Genomic DNA, 18825 nt, shown 5'->3' with positions numbered 1-18825 from the left:
GGCCTTGTCACCCACGAGGAAGCTCCCCGTGCAGAAAGTTACCTTTCCAAATAAAATCTTGCCCTACTTCCTGCTGGCCCCGCAGATCGTTCTGACTGTGGTGTTTTTCTTCTGGCCAGCCAGTCAGGCAATTTATCAGTCTTTCATGCGTGAAGACGCATTCGGGCTGAAGTCTACTTTTGTAGGCCTTGCGAACTTCACAACCGTTCTGGCCGACCCGAACTATCTACATTCATTCAGAGTAACGATTGTCTTTAATGTTCTGACCGCGCTGCTTGCCATGGGCGCAGCATTGTTGCTTGCAACGGCAGCAGATCGCGTCATCCGTGGAAAGACATTTTATCGTACGCTCCTGATCTGGCCCTATGCCGTAGCTCCTGCTGTAGCCGGCATGTTGTGGCTCTTCATGTTCAACCCAGCGATGGGTACTTTTGCGTATATTCTGCGCCGTAATGGCATTGCATGGGATCCGCTGCTTGACGGCAATCAGGCTATGGGCCTCGTCGTCGTTGCCGCGGCCTGGAAGCAGATTTCCTATAATTTCCTGTTCTTTGTCGCAGGCTTACAAGCAATTCCTAAATCGTTGATCGAAGCAGCAGCCATTGATGGCGCGCGCGGCGCACGGCGATTCTGGTCTATCGTATTTCCACTTCTTGCACCGACCTCCTTCTTCTTGCTGGTCGTGAATACGGTTTACGCCTTCTTCGACACGTTCGGCATCATCCATGCCGTGACCGGCGGCGGGCCTGCCAAAGCCACCGAAACGCTGGTCTACAAGGTTTACAACGATGGCTTCGTCAATCTGAATCTGGGTTCTTCCTCGGCACAGTCAGTTATTTTGATGGCAATCGTGATTGCCTTGACAGCGTTCCAGTTCCGCTTCGTTGAGAAGCGCGTGCATTATTCGTGAGTGAGGCGACAATGATAGAAAAACGCCCAATCTCCAGCCTGATCGGCCATCTGATCCTGATCCTAGGCATCATTATTGTTGCCTTTCCGATCTACTACACCTTCGTCGCTTCAACGATGACGTCAACGCAGATCATTCGCCCGCCAATCTCGCTGTTGCCCGGCGACCATTTCGTCGAAAACTACGGCGAAGCCATCTTTGGCGGTGTGGAGCGTGTTGTTGGTGTAAGTCTTGAACGACTTCTCTGGAACTCGTTCGTGGTTGCAATGGCAATCGCCGTCGGCAAGATCATCATTTCGTTCATGTCGGCTTTCGCGATTGTGTTTTTCCGCTTTCCGATGCGCATGTTCTTCTTCTGGATGATCTTCATAACGTTGATGCTGCCTGTGGAGGTTCGTATTCTGCCGACCTACAAGGTGATCGTGGACCTCGGCATGATCGATACCTATGCTGGGCTTACGCTGCCATTGATGGCATCCGCGACAGCGACATTCCTGTTCCGTCAGTTCTTCCTTACCATTCCGGGTGAACTGGTTGAAGCAGCACGTATCGATAATGCCGGACCATTCCGTTTCATGCGGGATATCCTGCTCCCCCTTTCGAAGACGAATATTGCAGCGCTTTTCGTCATTCTCTTCATTTACGGATGGACCCAGTATCTCTGGCCACTACTCGTTACCAATGATGCCAAGATGAACACGATCATCATCGGCCTGCGCCGCATGGTCGATTGGGCTGACGCATCCACACCGTGGAACTACGTCATGGTAACAGCCATTCTGGCCATCATTCCACCGATCCTCGTTGTGGTGTTGATGCAGCGCTGGTTCGTCAAAGGTCTCGTTGAAACGGAAAAGTAATGAGCAAAATCGTTCTTGATAACGTCCGCAAGAGCTATGGCGGCAATGTAGAAGTCATCAAAGGCGTATCGCTGGAGATTCACGACGGTGAATTTGTGGTGCTGGTAGGCCCTTCAGGCTGCGGTAAATCCACTCTCCTGCGCATGATAGCGGGTCTCGAAGGTATTACATCCGGCACAATCTCCATTGGCGATCGCGTGGTCAACGAAGTAGAACCCGCAGAACGCGATATTGCCATGGTGTTTCAGAACTATGCGCTCTATCCGCATATGACGGTTCGGGAAAACCTTGCCTATGGTCTGAAGAACCGCAAGACACCAAAGGACGAAATCGAGCGCCGCATCGCCAAGGCTGCAAAAGCGCTGGAAATCGAACCTTTTCTTGAGCGCAAACCACGCCAGCTTTCTGGTGGTCAGCGCCAGCGTGTCGCCATGGGGCGCGCCATTGTGCGCGAACCGGCAGCTTTCCTCTTTGATGAACCATTGTCCAATCTGGACGCGAAACTGCGCGTGCAGATGCGTGTCGAGATAAAGCGCCTGCAGCGCTCGCTTGGCACCACCAGCGTTTACGTGACACACGACCAGATGGAGGCCATGACCATGGCTGATCGTCTTGTCGTGCTGAATGCCGGCCATATCGAACAGGTTGGCACGCCGATTGAGCTTTACGAAAAACCTGCCTCCACCTTCGTCGCGACATTTATCGGTTCCCCATCAATGAACCTGCTGCAAAGCACAGAAAGCACCGGTTGGGCGACTGGCAGCGCGGTGCAAAAACCTGACGGGAGTTTCACCATCGGCGTTCGCCCAGAGGATATCCGTATTCTGGAAGATAGCGAGCCGGATGCTGACGGATTTAATGCAACCATTCGTATTGAAGCTGTCGAACTCGTCGGTGCAGAAAGCTACATCCACGCTGCTTTGCCAGATGGCAAGCCGCTTATCTTCCGCGTTGCCGGGCGGTCGGCACATAACATTGATGAGACTGTCAGAGTTGGTGCTTCCTCTGGAAACGTGCATGTTTTCAACAATGATGGCCAGCGTGTAAATGATTGACATGAAACGGGTTGCGCCCTTCGACGGAGCGCAACCCGCTATAATAATCGATTTCTGTTTTAGAATTTATCGGTTACAGAGAAATGGAATATTTTTCCGCCTGTGAGGAAATCCCGATAGATGACGCATCAGCAGATACTCTCCTTCGCAGTAATTATACTCATGATGGGAGCGTTTATCTGGGGCAAGTTCCGTTATGATGTGGTCGCACTTTGTGCACTTCTCCTGGCAATAGCAGTTGGGGTTGTACCCTTCGATCACGCATTTTCGGGTTTCAGCGACGACATCGTTATCATCGTTGGCAGTGCGTTGGTGGTCAGTGCGGGTGTCGCACGTTCCGGCCTTATGCAGGCGGCGGTGCAGCGTTTTCTGCCAGAAATGAACAGTGTGCGACTCCAACTTGCCGTGCTGGTGGCAGTCGTCACTGTTCTCTCAGCTTTTGTTAAAAACGTCGGCGCACTGGCAATCATGATACCGGTTGCTTTCCAATTCGCACGTCGTTCCAATGTTTCTCCATCGACCTTTCTCATGCCTATGGCCTTCGGCGCGTTGCTCGGTGGTTTGATGACCCAAGTGGGCACTTCGCCCAACATCGTTGTTTCTCGCATTCGCGGCGAAATGGTTGGTGAGCCCTTCACAATGTTCGATTTTACGCCTGTCGGCGCTGTACTGTCAGTCGTAGGACTCGTCTATCTGGTACTCTTCTACTGGCTCGTTCCCCAGCGCACTCGCGAAAACGTATCGCTGGATGAGGCAATCAAGATCAAGAATTATGCTTCCGAAGCACGTATCACCAAGACTTCGACGATGACCGGCAAGCGCGTGACCGATCTCATCAAGGCAGCTGAAGGTGAAGCGATGGTGACTTCCATCATACGCAACGACCAACGATTGACGCCACTTCCAGATACGATCCTGAACGAAGGCGATGTTGTCCTTCTTGAAGGTGATCCAAAAGCGCTCGATGCTGTCATAAGTGCCGGAAAGCTTACCCTGTCCGAGAACCGCAATCCGTCCGAGACAAGCGGTTCCACCGACATCGAGGTTGTGGAAGCTGTTATCGGCAAGAACTCGCGCCTAATCGGCCTAACTGCCCAGAGACTTGCCCTTTTTGCGCGGTACGATCTGAACCTCCTGGCGGTCAGCCGGCCAGGCGAACGTATTACTGAGCGGCTCAGTGAGGTCATCCTCCGTTTCGGTGACGTGGTCGTACTGCAAGGCAGACAAGCAAATCTGTCCACCTTCCTGCCGGAGTTCGAATTGCTGCCGCTTGCTCGTCGCAAGCTTATGCTTGGCAGCGTTCGGCGCGGGTTGATCCCGCTCGCCATTCTGATCGCTGCCATCGGGGCAACCGCGTTAAGCCTTGTACCAGTGGCGGTGGCTTTCTTTGCCGCCGCTGTCGCCATGCTGCTGTTCAAGGTGATACCTCTCAACGAGGTCTATGACGAAATCGACGGTCCAATTCTGGTGATGCTTGCGGCACTCATCCCGGTTTCGGATGCGCTGCGAACAACCGGCGGCACGGACCTCATCGCAGAAGGGCTCGCCACAATCGGCCATCAGTTACCGCCAGCAGGTGCGTTGGCGCTCATTCTTGTAGCTGCGATGATGGTGACACCATTTCTTAACAATGCTGCGACGGTGCTCGTCATGGCTCCCATCGCCACAAGTTTTGCTTCCGGACTTGGTTTCAAGCCGGAGGCCTTTTTGATGGCGGTTGCGATCGGCGCAGGGTGTGACTTCCTCACGCCAATCGGCCATCAATGCAATACGCTGGTCATGGGGCCAGGTGGTTATAAATTCAGCGATTATCCACGTCTGGGATTACCGCTATCAATCATTATAGCGATTGTAACAGTCCCAACACTGATGTTCTTCTGGCCCCTGAAATAGTCCTAGAACTGAACTGAGCGTATCCATTCGAGACTGTCGGAAACAATTTTTTCCACGGTCTCGGCGATATCTGCACGGAAGACCAGCGGCTCTCCAACAGGGCTTTCGAGTGTAGCGATCTGGCTTTCCAGCATAGTGACCGGCATGAAATGCCCAGTGCGATGCCCCATGTGCTCGTGCAACACTTCAAAACTGCCATCCAGAAAAACAAACAGCACCGGTGTACCAGCAGCAGAGCGGAGACGATCACGATAGCTCTTCTTCAGTGCGGAACAGGAAACAACGATTCCGTCGGTCGAAGCAGCGAGACGTTCACCGATTTTGTCGAGCCAGGGCCAACGATCCTCATCCTGCAAGGGGATGCCCGCTGACATCTTATCGACATTGGACTTCGGATGAAGAGCGTCGCCCTCAAGAAACGGGAGCGCCAGTTCATCGGCAATCTTCTCGCCTACGGTTGATTTTCCGGAACCCGAAACACCCATAACGATAATACGCAGCATCAATTCCTCATACACTCGCGGTCATGCCGCCATCGACGTGCAAAACCTGTCCATTGACGAAAGAGGAGGCATCGCTGCTCAGGAATACTGCAGCGCCGACCAACTCTTCCACGTCACCCCAACGGCCCGCCGGCGTCCTTTTCTCCAGCCATGCCGTAAATTCGGGGTTATCAACCAATGCCTGATTCAGCGACGTCTTGAAATAGCCGGGAGCAATTGCATTGATCTGCAAGCCATGTCGGGCCCAATCGGTGGCCATACCGCGCGTCAGGTTACGGATCGCTCCCTTTGTTGCCGTATAAGGTGCAATTGAAGGTCGTGCCAGTTCACTTTGAACCGAAGCAATGTTGATTATCTTGCCGTGTCCTCGTGGGATCATATGGCGCGCAGCTGCCTGCCCAGCATAAAATGCGCTGGAAATGTTGGTTTCCAGAAGCTGCTGCCACTTCTCGATCGGAAAATCTTCAAGCGGCGCGCGATATTGCATCCCGGCATTATTGACCAGAATATCGAGCGCACCGATTTCCTCTTCAATCGTATCAATAGCTGCACGAACTTCTTCAGCAACCGTCACATCAAAAACGGACGCAAAGACCGTATAGCCCTCGTTTTCCAGTAGCGTAACGGCCTTATCCAACTTGTTTTGATCACGGCCATTGATGATTACCGTTGCTCCATGTTCTGCAAGCCCCTGAGCCAATGCAAAGCCGATGCCCTGGCTTGAGCCGGTAATCAGGGCTATGCGCCCTTCCAGACTGAATAGTTCGAAAGAAGGAGCCATCAGAAAGTTTCCAGTTTGAGACCGACGCGGCTTGCCGCCTGCACAATGTGTTGGCGCATCACTTCGCGCGCTCGCAACGGATCACGTGAACGAATCGCATCCCTGATTGCGGTGTGTTCATTGATTGTAATCTCGACAATCTGCTCTAGTACCGCCCGCGCACGCGCCGCATTGATCGCCTGATTGATGCGTTCGGCAATGAAACCCAGAACCAGCGGAAAATATTCGTTATGTGTTGCGGAAGCGAGCGCACGGTGAAATGTCAGATCAGCGGCAATACCGGTATCCGTCCATTTTTTCGAACCGCTCATCTCTGCGAGCGCTTCATTCAGTTGCATCATATCATGTTCATCATGATGCACCGCAGCTAGCCCCGCCGCTTCTATCTCCAACGCCATTCGCAACTGGAACAGGCTGCGGAAACTGTCACGATTGGCAAGTGTTTCAGGTTCTATGCGGAGAGCATGTCGCCTGTCGGGTTCCGTTACAAACGCACCTACACCCTGTCGGGTTTCAACCAGGCCCTCGTTACGCAACTGGGCAATCGCTTCACGTACAACCGACCGGCTGACACCGAAGCTTTGTGCAAGATTATGTTCTGTCGGCAACTTTTGTCCCGGCAGAAGACTACCTTCACTGATCTGCCGCGTAATTTCCGAAGCAATACGCCCCGGAAGCTGCTCATTACGCCTGATTTCGCCAAACAAATTGATGAAGTCTCCCTGATTGCCCGTGCAAGTGGTGTGTCGTCAGCCTTTTGAAGAGTCAAGAGAAAGCTGGCAGCCCGGATTCATGATATTGTCCGGATCGATGACTTGCTTGATACCTTCAAGCAGTTTTCGTCGTGCAGGGTCAATGCACTTCTCGAAATCTTCCCTTTTGAGGCGACCAATGCCGTGCTCTGCACTGATGCTGCCTGCGTAACGATCCAGAACAGCATTGATCGTTTCCTTGGCAAGTTTGATCTTCTTGTCTTTCGCCGCAACATCGAGATTGCTTTCTGGAATGACATTGAGATGCACATTGCCGTCGCCGACATGCCCATAAGAAACGGCGAGACAATCTGGAAGGACCTTAGCCAGTTCCCTTTCTGCTTCTCCGACGAATGATGCCAGCTTTGAAAGAGGGACCGAGATATCGGTACGCAGGTGCTTGCCACGCAGCGCCTGTCCTTCGTTCATAGCTTCACGAAATGTCCAGAGATTTTGACCTTGCGCACGAGAGGACGCGATTGTCCCGTCAAGAACGAGGCCATCTTCCATCGCGCCCGCGAGAAACTGTTCCATCAAGGATAGTATGTCGACCAGGCCTGAACCCGAGACCTCCATCAAGACATAGGCCGGGTATTGTCCAAGTGGCATGGCAAGTTCTGGCATCGCCTCTAGCGCCAAGGTAAAAGCCACTGGCGGCATGAATTCAAAAGCGGACATCAAATCACAGCACTGCACACGCGCGCGCCGATAAAGGGCAATCGCGTCATCCAGCGAATTGAGCCCCAGCAGGGCAGTTTCCACCTTGTCCGGCAAGGGCATAAGTTTGATTGCCACACCGGTCACCACTCCCAAAATGCCTTCTGCCCCGATAAATAGCTGTTTCAGATCAATCCCACGATTGTCTTTCCTCAGCGTCGAAAGACCATTGAATATCGTACCGTCTGGCAGCACAACCTCCAGCCCCAGAACCAGCTCACGGGTCATGCCATAACGCAACACGTTGATGCCTCCGGCATTGGTGCTGACATTTCCCCCGATGCGACAGCTTCCCTGTGCACCAAGTGCTAATGGAAAAAACATCCCTTCGGCTGCCAGTTTGTCTTTCAGTTCGGAGAGAATGCAACCGGCATCCACAACCGCCGAAAAATCATCCGGATCAATCTTCCGAATGTGATTCATTCGCTCAAGACTTAGAATGACGAGATTGTCGCGCCCATCCGGCACGCCTCCCTGCACCAGACCGGTATTTCCGCCTTGCGGAATGATAGACAATCCCAGTGAGGCGCAGGCTTTAACCGCAGCAGAAACGTCCGCTGTCGAGCGTGGTCGGATCACAGCAACTGCCGTATTCTCCACATCTCCCGGCCAGTCGCGACAATAGCCAAGCATGTCGTTTTTCCCGGTCATAACCAGATCGTCGCCCAAAAGAGCAACGAGATCAGCCTGCTTGTTTCCAGTCATGTCCCCCGAACCGTACATGATATCCTCTTGGCTTTACCGATATGCAATGCGCTGTCGCGGATGTACGACAGTTTTTAAGATGCGGCAGGCTTTTCCGTTTCATTCCTGTGGCAAGACGGAGAAAACTGTTTTCAACGCCTACATATAAGGTTATCAGACAACCCTACAACACAAATCTAGTGGGAGACTGGAGAAGTGTCGTAATGGTAGCCGACGCCACGTTTTCGAGTAGGGTCGGCTGCGAGGCAAGGAGGAGCCTTCCAGATGCATATTGCAATCATCGGCGCTGCCGGCATGGTCGGGCGCAAACTAACGCAGCGCCTTTCAAACGACGGCCATCTCGGGGAAACTCCAGTTGAAAAACTGACACTTATCGATATCGTTGCAGCGGAACCTCCGAAAGGCTTTGCAGGATCGGTCGATACTCTGGCAGCAGATATATCTACCATGGAAACCGCTCTGAAGATCGTGTCAGGACGCCCTGACATCATCTTCCACCTCGCGGCAATCGTGTCCGGTGAAGCAGAACTGGATTTCGACAAGGGGTATCGAATCAATCTGGATGGCACCCGCCATCTGTTCGATGCGATCAGGCTTGCACACATTGCTGACGGCTATAAGCCTCGCGTGGTTTTCACATCGTCTATTGCCGTTTTTGGTGCTCCGCTCCCCTACCCGATCCCTGATGAATTTCACACGACCCCGTTGACGAGCTACGGCACGCAGAAGGCTATCAGTGAACTTCTGTTGTCAGACTACACCCGGCGCGGTTTCTTCGACGGCATCGGCATTCGCCTGCCAACTATCTGCATACGCCCCGGCAAACCGAACAAGGCTGCATCCGGCTTTTTCTCCAATATCCTGCGTGAGCCACTCTCCGGGCAAGAAGCAATCTTGCCTGTTCCTGAAGATGTCCGGCATTGGCATGCTTCGCCGCGCTCAGCCGTCGGCTTTCTAATCCATGGAGCCACCATCGATACGGAAGCAGTTGGAGCACGTCGCAATCTTTCCATGCCGGGTCTCAGTGCGACTGTAGGCGAGCAGATTGAAGCATTACGTCGCGTTGCGGGGGAAAAGGCGGTAGGTCTGATCCGCCACGAGCCAGATGAAATGATCATGCGTATGGTTGCAGGCTGGGCTCCCGGTTTTGAAGCAAAACGCGCCCAGGCTCTTGGCTTCACCGCAGAAACATCCTTTGATGAGATCATTCGCGTTCACATCGAAGATGAAATGGGAGGCCAACGTTGACACGCAAGATCGCTTTTCTTGGAACCGGCCTGATGGGCGCACCAATGGCCAGGCGGCTTCTGGATGCAGGCTTTGATGTAACCGTCTGGAACCGGAACAGCGCCAAGGCTGCCCCTCTTGCTGAAAAAGGTGCCAAACTTGCTCAGTCTGCCGCCGTGGCAGCAGAGACAGCGGATTTAGTCATCACGATGTTGACCGATGGCCCGGCAGTACGCGACGTCCTTTTCGATCAAGGAGCCGCAGCAGCCTTGAAAAAAGGCAGTGCAGTCATTGACATGAGTTCAATTTCACCAGACTTCGCACGCGAACATACCAAGCATCTAAAGGCAATTGACATCAATCACATCGATGCCCCGGTCTCCGGTGGCGTAGTGGGTGCCCAGGAAGGCACGCTTGCCATCATGGCCGGAGGAGATGAAGCGATCATCGCAGGCCTTGCCGATGTGTTCAAACCAATGGGACGCCTCACCCGCGTCGGCCCGTCAGGTGCCGGTCAGCTCGCAAAACTTGCCAATCAGCAGATTGTCGCCGTAACTATCGGAGCAATCGCTGAAGCAATGGTTCTGGTTGAAAAAGGCGGTGGGTCGCGGGCAGCATTCCGCGACGCCATCCGCGGTGGTTTCTGTGAAAGCCGCATTCTCGAACTGCACGGCAAACGGATGATTGACCGAAATTTTGAGCCGGGCGGCACATCGCGCATCCAGCTCAAAGATCTCAATTCGATCCTCAAGACTGCGGGCGACCTATCGTTGAGCTTGCCATTGACGGAGACCGTACGCGAAGCCTTTGCAGCTTTCGTGGACGAAGGCGGTGGTGAGAAAGATCACAGCGCCCTGCTCCTTCATCTTGAAAAGCTCAATGAAGGTCAGAAAAGCTAGTTTGTAGGCAATCGGGCTGCATTGGGAGGTGCAATGAAGATCACCGCAATCGAAACCATCCGTATAGCCGAACGGCCAAACCTGTTGTGGGTGGAAGTTCATACGGACGAAGGAATTACCGGACTCGGTGAGACCTTTTTCATGTCCGAGACGGTCGAGGCCTATCTCCACGAATATGTTGCGCCGCGCGTTGTCGGTCGCGATCCTTTGCAGATCGATCTGCTGGCATCTGACCTTGTGGGCTATCTCGGTTTCCGTTCAACCGGCGCGGAAGTGCGCGGCAACTCCGCTTTCGATATTGCCCTGTGGGATCTATACGGCAAAGCTACCAACCTCCCGATTGCTCAACTTCTCGGCGGCTTCAGCCGTCAGTCCATCCGAACCTATAATACCTGCGCCGGAACTGAATACATCAAGAAGGCTACCGGCCAGCAATCCGCCAATTATGGTCTGGCGGGTGCTGGCGCTAATTATGACGATCTTAATGGCTTCCTGCACCGCGCAGACGAGCTTGCGCTCTCGTTGCTGGACGAGGGCATAACGGCGATGAAAATCTGGCCATTCGACATGGCGGCAGAAAAGACACGCGGGCAGTATATCTCTCAGCCTGATCTAAAGGCGGCATTACAGCCTTTCGAGAAAATCCGTGCAGCCGTCGGTGACCGCATGGATATCATGGTTGAATTTCATTCAATGTGGCAGCTCTTACCCGCCATGCAGATCGCCCATGAACTCGCGCCTTTCAAGACCTTCTGGCACGAAGACCCGATCAAGATGGATAGTCTTGGCAGTCTCAAGCGCTATGCGGAAGCAAGCATAGCGCCGATCTGTGCCTCTGAAACACTGGGGAGTCGTTGGGCGTTCCGTGATCTTCTCGAAACGGGTGTAGCTGGCGTCGTCATGCTCGATTTGAGCTGGTGTGGTGGTCTCTCGGAAGCCCGCAAAATTGCCGCCATGGCGGAGGCCTGGCATCTGCCGGTCGCCCCTCATGATTGTACCGGACCAGTCGTCCTGTGTGCCTCAACGCACCTGTCACTGAATGCACCGAATGCCCTCATTCAGGAAAGCGTCCGCGCATTCTACAAGACCTGGTATCGCGATCTGGTCACGGCCCTGCCCGAAGTGAAGAACGGGATGATCACGGTTCCACCCGGCGCAGGACTTGGCATGGAACTTCATCCAGAAATGGACAAGGCCTATACCGTCAGCCGAAGAAAAACAGATCGATCTAATTTTTGATGTTAGCTCGGCCTAAAGTCTGGACACAGCCCCAGACTGCTAATAACAATAACGCTCTTGTTGTCAGACATCCTGACAACATATGACCTATGGGAAAGGTCATGAAATGGGAGGATATCTGTGCAAGACAAGCGTGAAGTGAAAGCAACGGCGATTTTGCCCGAGGACAGCCATTCTGCGATCTTGATCGGTCGCGTATGGTCGAAGGCCGAAAACGGCCCTTGTCCAGTACTGGTGAAAGACGGTCATGTGCACGATATATCCAGCTTGTCCGCTACAGTTTCGGGTCTTCTGGAGCACAACTCACTGTTACTCGAGTTAGTTGGCACAGAAAACTTCACCAATCTTGGCTCTCTGGACGATTTTCTTTCCGGTGATTGTGGAGAGCTGCTTGCTCCCATCGATCTGCAATCGATTAAAGCAGCCGGTGTCACCTTTGCTGACAGCATGCTTGAACGCGTGATCGAAGAACAGGCAAAAGGCGATCCCTCCCGCGCCCGTGAAATTCGCGAACGTCTGGCCCCTGTCATTGGCGACAATTTGAGAGGCGTCGCTGCTGGTTCCGAAAAGGCGGCGGAGGTTAAAGCGCTCCTTCAAGAAATGGGGCTCTGGTCACAATATCTGGAAGTGGGTATTGGCCCTGATGCAGAGATTTTCACCAAGTCCCAGCCGATGTCCGCCGTTGGATGCGGCGCAACTGTCGGTATTCTACCGATTTCACAATGGAACAATCCTGAACCGGAAGTGGTTCTGGTCGTCGCTTCTGATGGACGCATTGTTGGAGCAACTCTGGGCAACGACGTCAATCTCAGGGACGTCGAAGGGCGTTCGGCTCTCCTGCTCGGCAAAGCCAAGGATAACAATGCTTCCTGTGCTATCGGTCCCTTTATTCGCCTGTTCGATGGCGAATTCACCATGGATGTGTTGCGCAAGCTCAAGCTGTCGCTGACTGTTCACGGAGCTGACGGTTTCGAGATGACCGGCGAAAGCCCGATGGAAGCGATTAGTCGCGATCCTGAAAATCTTGCATCGCAGATGATGAACCGCAATCATCAATACCCAGACGGCGCCGTGTTGTTCCTCGGCACGATGTTCGCACCTGTCAAGGACCGTCGCGGTGCCGGACAAGGTTTCACACATGAAGTCGGTGACCGTGTGGAGATATCAACTCCCAAGCTCGGGCGCCTCGTCAACTGGGTCGACCGAACCGACAAATGTCCCGAATGGACATTCGGCATAAGGGCGCTGATCCGAAACCTGCAAGCGCGCAATCTGCTCGATAAAATTTGAGGACGGATATATGACGAAAGCCATAGACTTCTTCTACAAGATGCTTGGCGCAATTCTCGTCTTCCTCCTCGCCGGCATGGCCATTATGGTCTTCGTCAACGTGATTTTGCGCTACGCCGCAAATTCCGGACTGACCGTATCGGAAGAACTTGCGCGTTATTTCTTCGTCTGGGTATCGTTTCTCGGAGCCGTTCTTACTTTTCGCGAGAACAGCCATTTGGGCATCGAGACGCTCGTTGCCCGTTTCGGGCGGCAGGGTCGCATTACCTGCATGGCGATCAGCTATCTGATCGTCGCACTGTGTTCGGGAATTTTCTTCTGGGGCACATGGAAACAATTCGACATCAACGCCAGCATGGTTGCACCCGTCACCGGGCTCTCGATGATCTGGGTTTACGGCGTCGGACTATTCACCGGCGGCGCAATGTTCATCATCGCGGCCGAGCGTTTCCTGCGCGCTGTCACCGGTCGTCTGACCGATGAGGAAATTGCCACCTTTGCGGGCGAACATTCGCTCGATCATCTGATGGAGTAAACGACATGACGCTTGTAGTATTTGTCGGCTCACTCCTCAGCGCTATGGCCATTGGTGTTCCGATCGCCTTCTCGCTTATGTTCTGCGGTGTCATTCTCATGTTGTACATGGGGATGTTCAACACACAAATCATTGCACAGAATATGATTGCTGGTGTTGACTCCTTCACCCTTCTGGCAATCCCTTTTTTCATTCTGGCTGGGGAACTAATGAATTCGGGCGGCTTGTCCCGTCGCATCATTGATTTCGCCATAGCTTGCGTTGGCCATATTCGAGGCGGTCTCGGTGTCGTTGCCATTCTTGCGGCCATCATCATGGCCAGCGTATCGGGTTCAGCTGCTGCAGATACTGCAGCGCTTGCAACGATCCTCGTCCCCATGATGGCGTAAGCGGGTTATAATATCCCGCGCTCTGCCGGACTGATGGCTGCCGGTGGCATTATTGCACCTGTTATCCCGCCATCTATGGCTATGATCGTATTCGGCGTTGCCGCCAATGTATCCATAACGCAGCTTTTCATGGCTGGCATTGTGCCGGGTCTGATGATGGGTATCGCCCTGCTCTTCACGTGGCAGATCGTCGTCAGAAAAGACAATCTCAAAGTGCTTCCCAAGCAATCCGGCAAAGATCGGCTGCAAGCAACCGGACGCGCACTGTGGGCGCTGGGCATGCCAATCATCATCCTAGGTGGCATACGTATGGGCGTCATGACACCGACTGAAGCAGCCGTGGTAGCCGCAGCCTATGCCCTCTTTGTCGGTATGTTCGTCTACCGCGAGCTGAGATTTGTCGATCTTTACGGCGTCTTCCTGCGAGCAGCCAAGACAACATCCATCATCATGTTTCTCGTCGCTTCGGCGCTGGTTTCGTCATGGCTGATAACGGCCGCAAACATTCCGGCAGAAATCAGCGGTTATATTGCACCGTTAATCGACAGCCCAAAACTGTTGATGTTTGCGATCATGATCCTGGTGCTGATTGTTGGAACGGCATTGGATCTCACGCCGACAATTCTCATCCTGACACCCGTCCTGATGCCGATTGTCAAACAAGCAGGTATTGATCCGGCTTATTTCGGTGTCCTGTTCATCATGAACAATAGTATCGGACTTATCACGCCCCCAGTGGGCGTCGTGCTGAATGTCGTGAGCGGCGTCTCAAAGGTTCCGCTAGGAAAAGTGGTCGCAGGCGTAAATCCGTTCCTGATTTCGCAGGTGATCGTATTGTTGCTGCTGGTTCTGTTTCCAAGCCTCGTATTGGTACCCATGAACTGGCTTCATTAGGTTTAACATCAACTCTGGGAGGAGAGTTCAATGAGAAAACTGATTATGCTGGCAACGACCGCCCTTATGGCGGGAGCGCTAACCGTTCCTGCATTTGCAGAGTTTCAGGATCGCAATATCCGCGTTTCGAACGGTATTAACGAGGATCACCCTGTCGGCAATGGCATCAAGGCAATGAATGAATGTCTTGCTGAAAAGTCCGGCGGCAAGATGAAGATAACCGCGTTCTGGGGCGGTGCACTCGGAGGTGATTTGCAGGCCACACAGGCACTGCGTTCCGGTGTGCAGGAAGGCGTCGTCACGTCGTCATCGCCGCTCGTTGGCATCGTTCCTGCACTTGGTGTCTTCGATCTGCCATTTCTCTTCGCAAATGATAAAGAAGCAGACGCCGTCGTCGATGGACCCTTCGGCAAGATGATGGACGAAAAGCTTGCTGCCGTCGGCCTCGTCAATCTGGCCTATTGGGAAAATGGCTTCCGAAATCTTTCAAACTCAAAACATCCGGTCAACAAGTGGGAAGATTTCAGCGGCATGAAAGTCCGCGTGATGCAGAACAACATCTTCCTCGACACATTCCAGAACTTTGGTGCCAACGCTACTCCGATGGCTTTCGGTGAAATTTTCTCGGCGCTGGAAACAAAGGCTATCGACGCACAGGAAAACCCTTACGTCACAATCGATACGTCCAAGTTCTATGAAGTGCAGAAATACGTAACGGAAACGAAACATGCCTATACACCGTTTCTGTTCCTTTACTCCAAGCCGATCTTCGACACGTACTCACCGGAAGAACAGGCCGCCTTGCGTGAGTGTGCCGTAGTCGGTCGCGACGTTGAACGCAAAGTCATTCGCGAACTGAACCAGAAGTCGCTCGAGAAGATCAAGGAAGCGGGCCTAGAAGTAAACACACTGTCACCGGAAGAGCATGCTCGCATGCTTGAGAAGTCCCAGCCGATCTATGCCAAATATAAGTCCCAGATCGGCGATGACATTATCGACGCAGTGCAAAAGCAGCTTGGTGAAATCCGCAAATAGTGAAAGCCTGAACCAAAAGAACAGGCCGCGCTCTTTGCGCGGCCTGTTTCATTTCATTAAGGCTGCTTTCAGGCGGTTGTTGACGCGTTCAGCCAACTTGCGAGCACGTGCAAGACTGTCGGCTTGTTCGGTACTGAAACGATCTTCTCCGATTTCCATGATCAGGAATGTATCGGGCAAAAAAGTCAGTTCGTCGAAAATTTCTTCCCACGGAATATCACCCCAGCCGATCGGCAGGTGCAGATCGCCGATACCGAGTGCTGTTGCCTCGGCAGGATGATAAAACTTGGTCATCGTATAAGGACGGCCAAAACTGTCGTGAACGTGCAGATGTCCCGTCACCGGAGCCATGGCGCGAATTTGCGGACGCCAGTCAATCCCTAAACGCGTGCATTCAATATAGGCATGGCTGAAATCGATCAGACCGCAAACGGAAGAATGATTGAGCGCAACTACTGTTTCGGCAACCTGAGCCGGTGTCTGGCGATATTCAGCATCGCTCATCGCGAAAATATTCTCCAGCGCGATCCGGACGCCATAAGTTTTCGCAAGCTCCGCCATTTCGGCGAGCGCGTCCCGTTCCATCTTGTCGAGGTCGGGAATACGAGAAAGTGCAGGCATCGGAGCATGGCCGGAGTGATGAACCAGAACTTCCGCTCCGACATGGTCACAGAGTTCCAGCATCGCCCGAACAACCGCCTTTTGATAATCCAGATGCTCTCGATCCATGAAGTTGGAAACAATCTGTCCGTGAACGCTGTAGCGCATGTCGAACTGTCTGGTGATATCGATGAGACGATCCACGCGATGCGGAATGAGACGACCGCCTGAGATTATTTCCTCGCCATATAGCGACAGTTCGACAGCTTCCGAACCGAGTTCGACGATATTGCGGATTGCGCCCTCAAGCGTGCTGAAGTTACCGTCACCCGTAGGGGTGCAGAAGCCAATCGCTGATATTGTATGGTCAGAGGTCATGATGCTCGTCCTGTCAGACATGAAAAATGCGCGAGCCGAATATCCGACATCGCGCATCCCCTCTGGCATGTGCCTATTTCAGGCATATGACCACATGAAACTATTTCTCCTCAATTGAGAGGAATAGCGTTTCCATCTTTGCTCGCCTGATAGGTGCCGGACAATTCGTCATATTTGGCGAAAATAGCGTCGAGCCTTTTGCCGAGACGCTGGCGGTCAGCGTCTGGTAGCGATGCAACCATCTTCGGAATCGAATGACTGCGCCAGAAGGCATTATCGCGGTTATACCCACCCGGCTCCAGCGTGAAGACTTCCTTGAGGATCTTCAAATCGTGAGGGATAGAGAAAGCATCTCGTGAATCTTCATGGCTGAACAGGTAGTAAAAATTGTCGAAACCGCTCCAGGTAATGGCCGAAAGGCACATGGAGCAAGGTTCATGAGTGGAAAGAAAGACCATGTCTTTCGTATCCGGACGTCCATTCTCCGGCATTTCGTAGAAACGCTTCAAAGTGTGCACTTCACCGTGCCAGAGCGGGTTTTCAGTCTCGTTGTTGGTTTCCGCAAGAACAAGGGATAGATCTGATTTGCTCAACAAAGCTGCGCCGAAAACCTTGTTGCCTTCCGCAACACCTCGTTCGGTCAACGGAATGACATCCTGCTCAATAACGTCGATCAGTTTTTCAAGCAGTTTCAGTTCATCTGTTTGCACAGTTCTATTCCTCCCGATGTTGCAGAAAAGCGCCGGACCGTTTCGGCCCGACGCATCTATTGTTACTCCGCAAAGAAAGCGAAGCGGATGACGAAGAGTGCAGCAACCAGCCAGGTCGCAAGATGCACATCACGTGCCTTGCCGGTGAAGGCCTTGAGCACGACGTAGCTGATAAAACCGAAGGCGAGACCGTTTGCGATCGAATAGGTGAACGGGATAGCCAAAGCCGTCAGCGCAGCAGGTGCAGCTTCCGTTACATCGTGCCATTCGATCTCGGTCAGTTCACGCATCATCAAGCAGGCGACGTAAATCAGAGCCGGTGCCGTAGCATAGGCCGGAACCGAACCGGCGAGCGGCGAAATGAACAAGGCTGCAAGGAACAGGAGTGCAACAACCAGAGCCGTTAGACCCGTGCGGCCACCAGCCTGAACGCCAGACGCGCTTTCAACATAAGCTGTCGTAGAAGACGTACCGAGAAGCGAGCCACCAAGGATTGCCGTGCTATCAGCAAAAAGGGCGCGTCCGAGACGGTTTGGTTTACCCGGTTCGATCAGACCACCACGCTTTGCCACGCCAATCAGCGTGCCAGTGGCGTCAAAAACTTCAACCAGTACGAAAACCAGAATGACGTGCAGAATGCCGGTATGCAGAGCGCCCATCACATCAAGCTGAAGGAACGTTGGCGCCAAGCTCGGAGGAGCCGAGAAAACGCCGCCGAACTGGCTGATACCGAGAGCAATCGATGCGACGGTGACGACAAGAATACCGATGAGGATCGCACCGCGAACTTTCAGGGCATCCAACACTGCAATGATGAAGAAACCGGCAATCGCCAGCAGCGGGCCAGCTTTCGTCAGATCCCCCAGACCGACCAAAGTTGCCTGGTTGCCAACAACCACACCAGCGCTTTTGAGGCCGATCAGGGCCAGGAACATGCCGATACCCGCAGCAATTGCGCTACGCAGCGAATGCGGAATGCCTTCGACCAACCAGCGGCGTACGCCTGTCACCGTCAAGATCAGGAAGATAATGCCGGAAATGAAAACGGCACCAAGCGCCTGCTGCCAGGAAAAGCCCATCGCCCCGACTACAGTGAAGGCGAAGAAGGCATTGAGCCCCATGCCGGGCGCCATGCCGATAGGCCAGTTCGCAACGAGCGCCATGATGATCGAGCCGAGAGCTGCCGCAAGGCAGGTGGCAACGAAAACAGCGTTTCGGTCCATACCCGTAGTGGACAGAATGTCCGGGTTCACGAAGATGATGTAAGACATCGTCAGGAAGGTCGTCACGCCGGCAATGATTTCCGTTCTCGCCGTAGTGCCGTGTTCCTGTAATTTGAACAGCTTTTCGAGCATCGTCCCTCCAAGGCAAGCGCCCGTCAATTAGCGCCCCAGTTCGCGTAAAATCACGACGCGCAACCTGTTGCGTTTCGTAAAGAGCCGAGCTGAGGCAA

General features: G+C 53.3%; 17 protein-coding genes and 1 pseudogene. 11 read left to right on the top strand and 7 right to left on the bottom strand.

Annotated elements, in window-relative coordinates:
* Positions 1-28 precede the first annotated feature (28 nt).
* The 4 genes from ugpA (at position 29) to OHI65_RS08185 (ending at position 4718) form a co-directional block, all read left to right on the top strand.
* Positions 29-910 carry a sn-glycerol-3-phosphate ABC transporter permease UgpA gene (ugpA, locus tag OHI65_RS08200; RefSeq protein WP_010658938.1) on the top strand — a complete coding sequence of 294 codons (882 nt, stop codon included), beginning with the start codon at positions 29-31 and terminating at the stop codon, positions 908-910.
* Positions 911-921: 11 nt separating this feature from the next.
* The gene (ugpE, locus tag OHI65_RS08195; protein ID WP_010658939.1) at positions 922-1770 is read left to right on the top strand and encodes a sn-glycerol-3-phosphate ABC transporter permease UgpE; all 849 of its coding nucleotides are present in this window, start codon (positions 922-924) and stop codon (positions 1768-1770) included.
* Positions 1770-2825 (top strand): sn-glycerol-3-phosphate import ATP-binding protein UgpC, encoded by a 1056-nt coding sequence (locus tag OHI65_RS08190; protein ID WP_125302823.1) that lies wholly within the window; start codon positions 1770-1772, stop codon positions 2823-2825. Before ugpE ends, OHI65_RS08190 begins: the two co-directional genes overlap by 1 nt.
* A gap of 120 nt (positions 2826-2945) precedes the next feature.
* On the top strand, positions 2946-4718 hold the full coding sequence (locus OHI65_RS08185) for an SLC13 family permease (protein WP_071632197.1): 1773 nt from the start codon (positions 2946-2948) through the stop codon (positions 4716-4718).
* Between the two features lie 2 nt (positions 4719-4720).
* Here OHI65_RS08185 and OHI65_RS08180 read toward each other — a convergent pair whose 3' ends face one another.
* From OHI65_RS08180 to OHI65_RS08165, 4 genes are read right to left on the bottom strand one after another with little or no spacing between them, the layout of a single operon-like run.
* Entirely contained in the window at positions 4721-5221 is a 501-nt protein-coding gene (locus OHI65_RS08180) for a gluconokinase (protein ID WP_125302821.1), read from the bottom strand.
* A 7-nt stretch (positions 5222-5228) separates the two neighbouring features.
* Complete coding sequence (locus OHI65_RS08175; RefSeq protein WP_094515686.1) at positions 5229-6002, bottom strand: SDR family oxidoreductase; 774 nt, start codon at positions 6000-6002, stop codon at positions 5229-5231.
* A complete protein-coding gene (locus OHI65_RS08170) occupies positions 6002-6709 on the bottom strand; it encodes a FadR/GntR family transcriptional regulator (RefSeq protein WP_012093128.1) in 708 nt (235 codons plus the stop codon). The genes OHI65_RS08175 and OHI65_RS08170 overlap by 1 nt, the downstream gene beginning before the upstream one ends.
* 42 nt (positions 6710-6751) lie before the next feature.
* Entirely contained in the window at positions 6752-8194 is a 1443-nt protein-coding gene (locus OHI65_RS08165) for an FAD-binding oxidoreductase (protein WP_012093129.1), read from the bottom strand.
* 246 nt (positions 8195-8440) lie between these two features.
* On the opposite strand from OHI65_RS08165, the gene denD reads away from it, so the two are divergent.
* The 7 genes and pseudogenes from denD to OHI65_RS08130 all read left to right on the top strand — a co-directional run bounded on the left by denD (position 8441) and on the right by OHI65_RS08130 (position 15684).
* On the top strand, positions 8441-9424 hold the full coding sequence (gene denD / locus OHI65_RS08160; RefSeq protein WP_012093130.1) for a D-erythronate dehydrogenase: 984 nt from the start codon (positions 8441-8443) through the stop codon (positions 9422-9424).
* 32 nt (positions 9425-9456) lie between these two features.
* Positions 9457-10302 (top strand): NAD(P)-dependent oxidoreductase, encoded by an 846-nt coding sequence (locus OHI65_RS08155; protein ID WP_413541919.1) that lies wholly within the window; start codon positions 9457-9459, stop codon positions 10300-10302.
* A 33-nt stretch (positions 10303-10335) separates the two neighbouring features.
* On the top strand, positions 10336-11541 hold the full coding sequence (locus OHI65_RS08150) for a mandelate racemase/muconate lactonizing enzyme family protein (protein WP_012093132.1): 1206 nt from the start codon (positions 10336-10338) through the stop codon (positions 11539-11541).
* A 120-nt stretch (positions 11542-11661) separates the two neighbouring features.
* Positions 11662-12831, top strand: a complete 1170-nt coding sequence (locus OHI65_RS08145) for a fumarylacetoacetate hydrolase family protein (RefSeq protein ID WP_125302815.1) — start codon at positions 11662-11664, stop codon at positions 12829-12831.
* Positions 12832-12841: 10 nt separating this feature from the next.
* Complete coding sequence (locus tag OHI65_RS08140) at positions 12842-13366, top strand: TRAP transporter small permease (protein ID WP_010658950.1); 525 nt, start codon at positions 12842-12844, stop codon at positions 13364-13366.
* Positions 13367-13371: 5 nt separating this feature from the next.
* A pseudogene (locus OHI65_RS08135) lies at positions 13372-14649 on the top strand (TRAP transporter large permease subunit).
* Positions 14650-14679: 30 nt separating this feature from the next.
* On the top strand, positions 14680-15684 hold the full coding sequence (locus OHI65_RS08130; protein WP_012093135.1) for a TRAP transporter substrate-binding protein: 1005 nt from the start codon (positions 14680-14682) through the stop codon (positions 15682-15684).
* A gap of 48 nt (positions 15685-15732) precedes the next feature.
* Here OHI65_RS08130 and OHI65_RS08125 read toward each other — a convergent pair whose 3' ends face one another.
* The 3 genes from OHI65_RS08125 to OHI65_RS08115 form a co-directional block, all read right to left on the bottom strand.
* Positions 15733-16662, bottom strand: coding sequence for a sugar phosphate isomerase/epimerase family protein (locus tag OHI65_RS08125; RefSeq protein ID WP_125302812.1), 930 nt, complete (start codon positions 16660-16662; stop codon positions 15733-15735).
* A 110-nt stretch (positions 16663-16772) separates the two neighbouring features.
* Positions 16773-17372: a deaminase gene (locus OHI65_RS08120; RefSeq protein ID WP_125302810.1), complete on the bottom strand. Its 600-nt coding sequence runs from the start codon at positions 17370-17372 to the stop codon at positions 16773-16775.
* Between the two features lie 62 nt (positions 17373-17434).
* The gene (locus tag OHI65_RS08115; RefSeq protein ID WP_010658955.1) at positions 17435-18727 is read right to left on the bottom strand and encodes an NCS2 family permease; all 1293 of its coding nucleotides are present in this window, start codon (positions 18725-18727) and stop codon (positions 17435-17437) included.
* Positions 18728-18825 lie beyond the last annotated feature (98 nt).

Origin of the sequence: Brucella sp. MAB-22, from assembly GCF_025908475.1 — a bacterium.
Lineage (GTDB): Bacteria > Pseudomonadota > Alphaproteobacteria > Rhizobiales > Rhizobiaceae > Brucella > Brucella anthropi.
The sequence above is the reverse complement of the archived record's forward strand: the minus strand, read 5'-3'. Positions and strand labels throughout refer to the sequence as shown.

Excerpts from the sequence above, each read along its gene's own strand:
- ugpE (WP_010658939.1), top strand. The coding sequence starts at position 922 with ATGATAGAAAAACGCCCAATCTCCAGCCTGATCGGCCATCTGATCCTG.
- OHI65_RS08190 (WP_125302823.1), top strand. The coding sequence starts at position 1,770 with ATGAGCAAAATCGTTCTTGATAACGTCCGCAAGAGCTATGGCGGCAAT.
- OHI65_RS08185 (WP_071632197.1), top strand. The coding sequence starts at position 2,946 with ATGACGCATCAGCAGATACTCTCCTTCGCAGTAATTATACTCATGATG.
- OHI65_RS08180 (WP_125302821.1), bottom strand. The coding sequence starts at position 5,221 with ATGCTGCGTATTATCGTTATGGGTGTTTCGGGTTCCGGAAAATCAACC.
- OHI65_RS08175 (WP_094515686.1), bottom strand. The coding sequence starts at position 6,002 with ATGGCTCCTTCTTTCGAACTATTCAGTCTGGAAGGGCGCATAGCCCTG.
- OHI65_RS08165 (WP_012093129.1), bottom strand. The coding sequence starts at position 8,194 with ATGTACGGTTCGGGGGACATGACTGGAAACAAGCAGGCTGATCTCGTT.
- denD (WP_012093130.1), top strand. The coding sequence starts at position 8,441 with ATGCATATTGCAATCATCGGCGCTGCCGGCATGGTCGGGCGCAAACTA.
- OHI65_RS08155 (WP_413541919.1), top strand. The coding sequence starts at position 9,457 with ATGGGCGCACCAATGGCCAGGCGGCTTCTGGATGCAGGCTTTGATGTA.
- OHI65_RS08150 (WP_012093132.1), top strand. The coding sequence starts at position 10,336 with ATGAAGATCACCGCAATCGAAACCATCCGTATAGCCGAACGGCCAAAC.
- OHI65_RS08140 (WP_010658950.1), top strand. The coding sequence starts at position 12,842 with ATGACGAAAGCCATAGACTTCTTCTACAAGATGCTTGGCGCAATTCTC.
- OHI65_RS08130 (WP_012093135.1), top strand. The coding sequence starts at position 14,680 with ATGAGAAAACTGATTATGCTGGCAACGACCGCCCTTATGGCGGGAGCG.
- OHI65_RS08125 (WP_125302812.1), bottom strand. The coding sequence starts at position 16,662 with ATGACCTCTGACCATACAATATCAGCGATTGGCTTCTGCACCCCTACG.
- OHI65_RS08115 (WP_010658955.1), bottom strand. The coding sequence starts at position 18,727 with ATGCTCGAAAAGCTGTTCAAATTACAGGAACACGGCACTACGGCGAGA.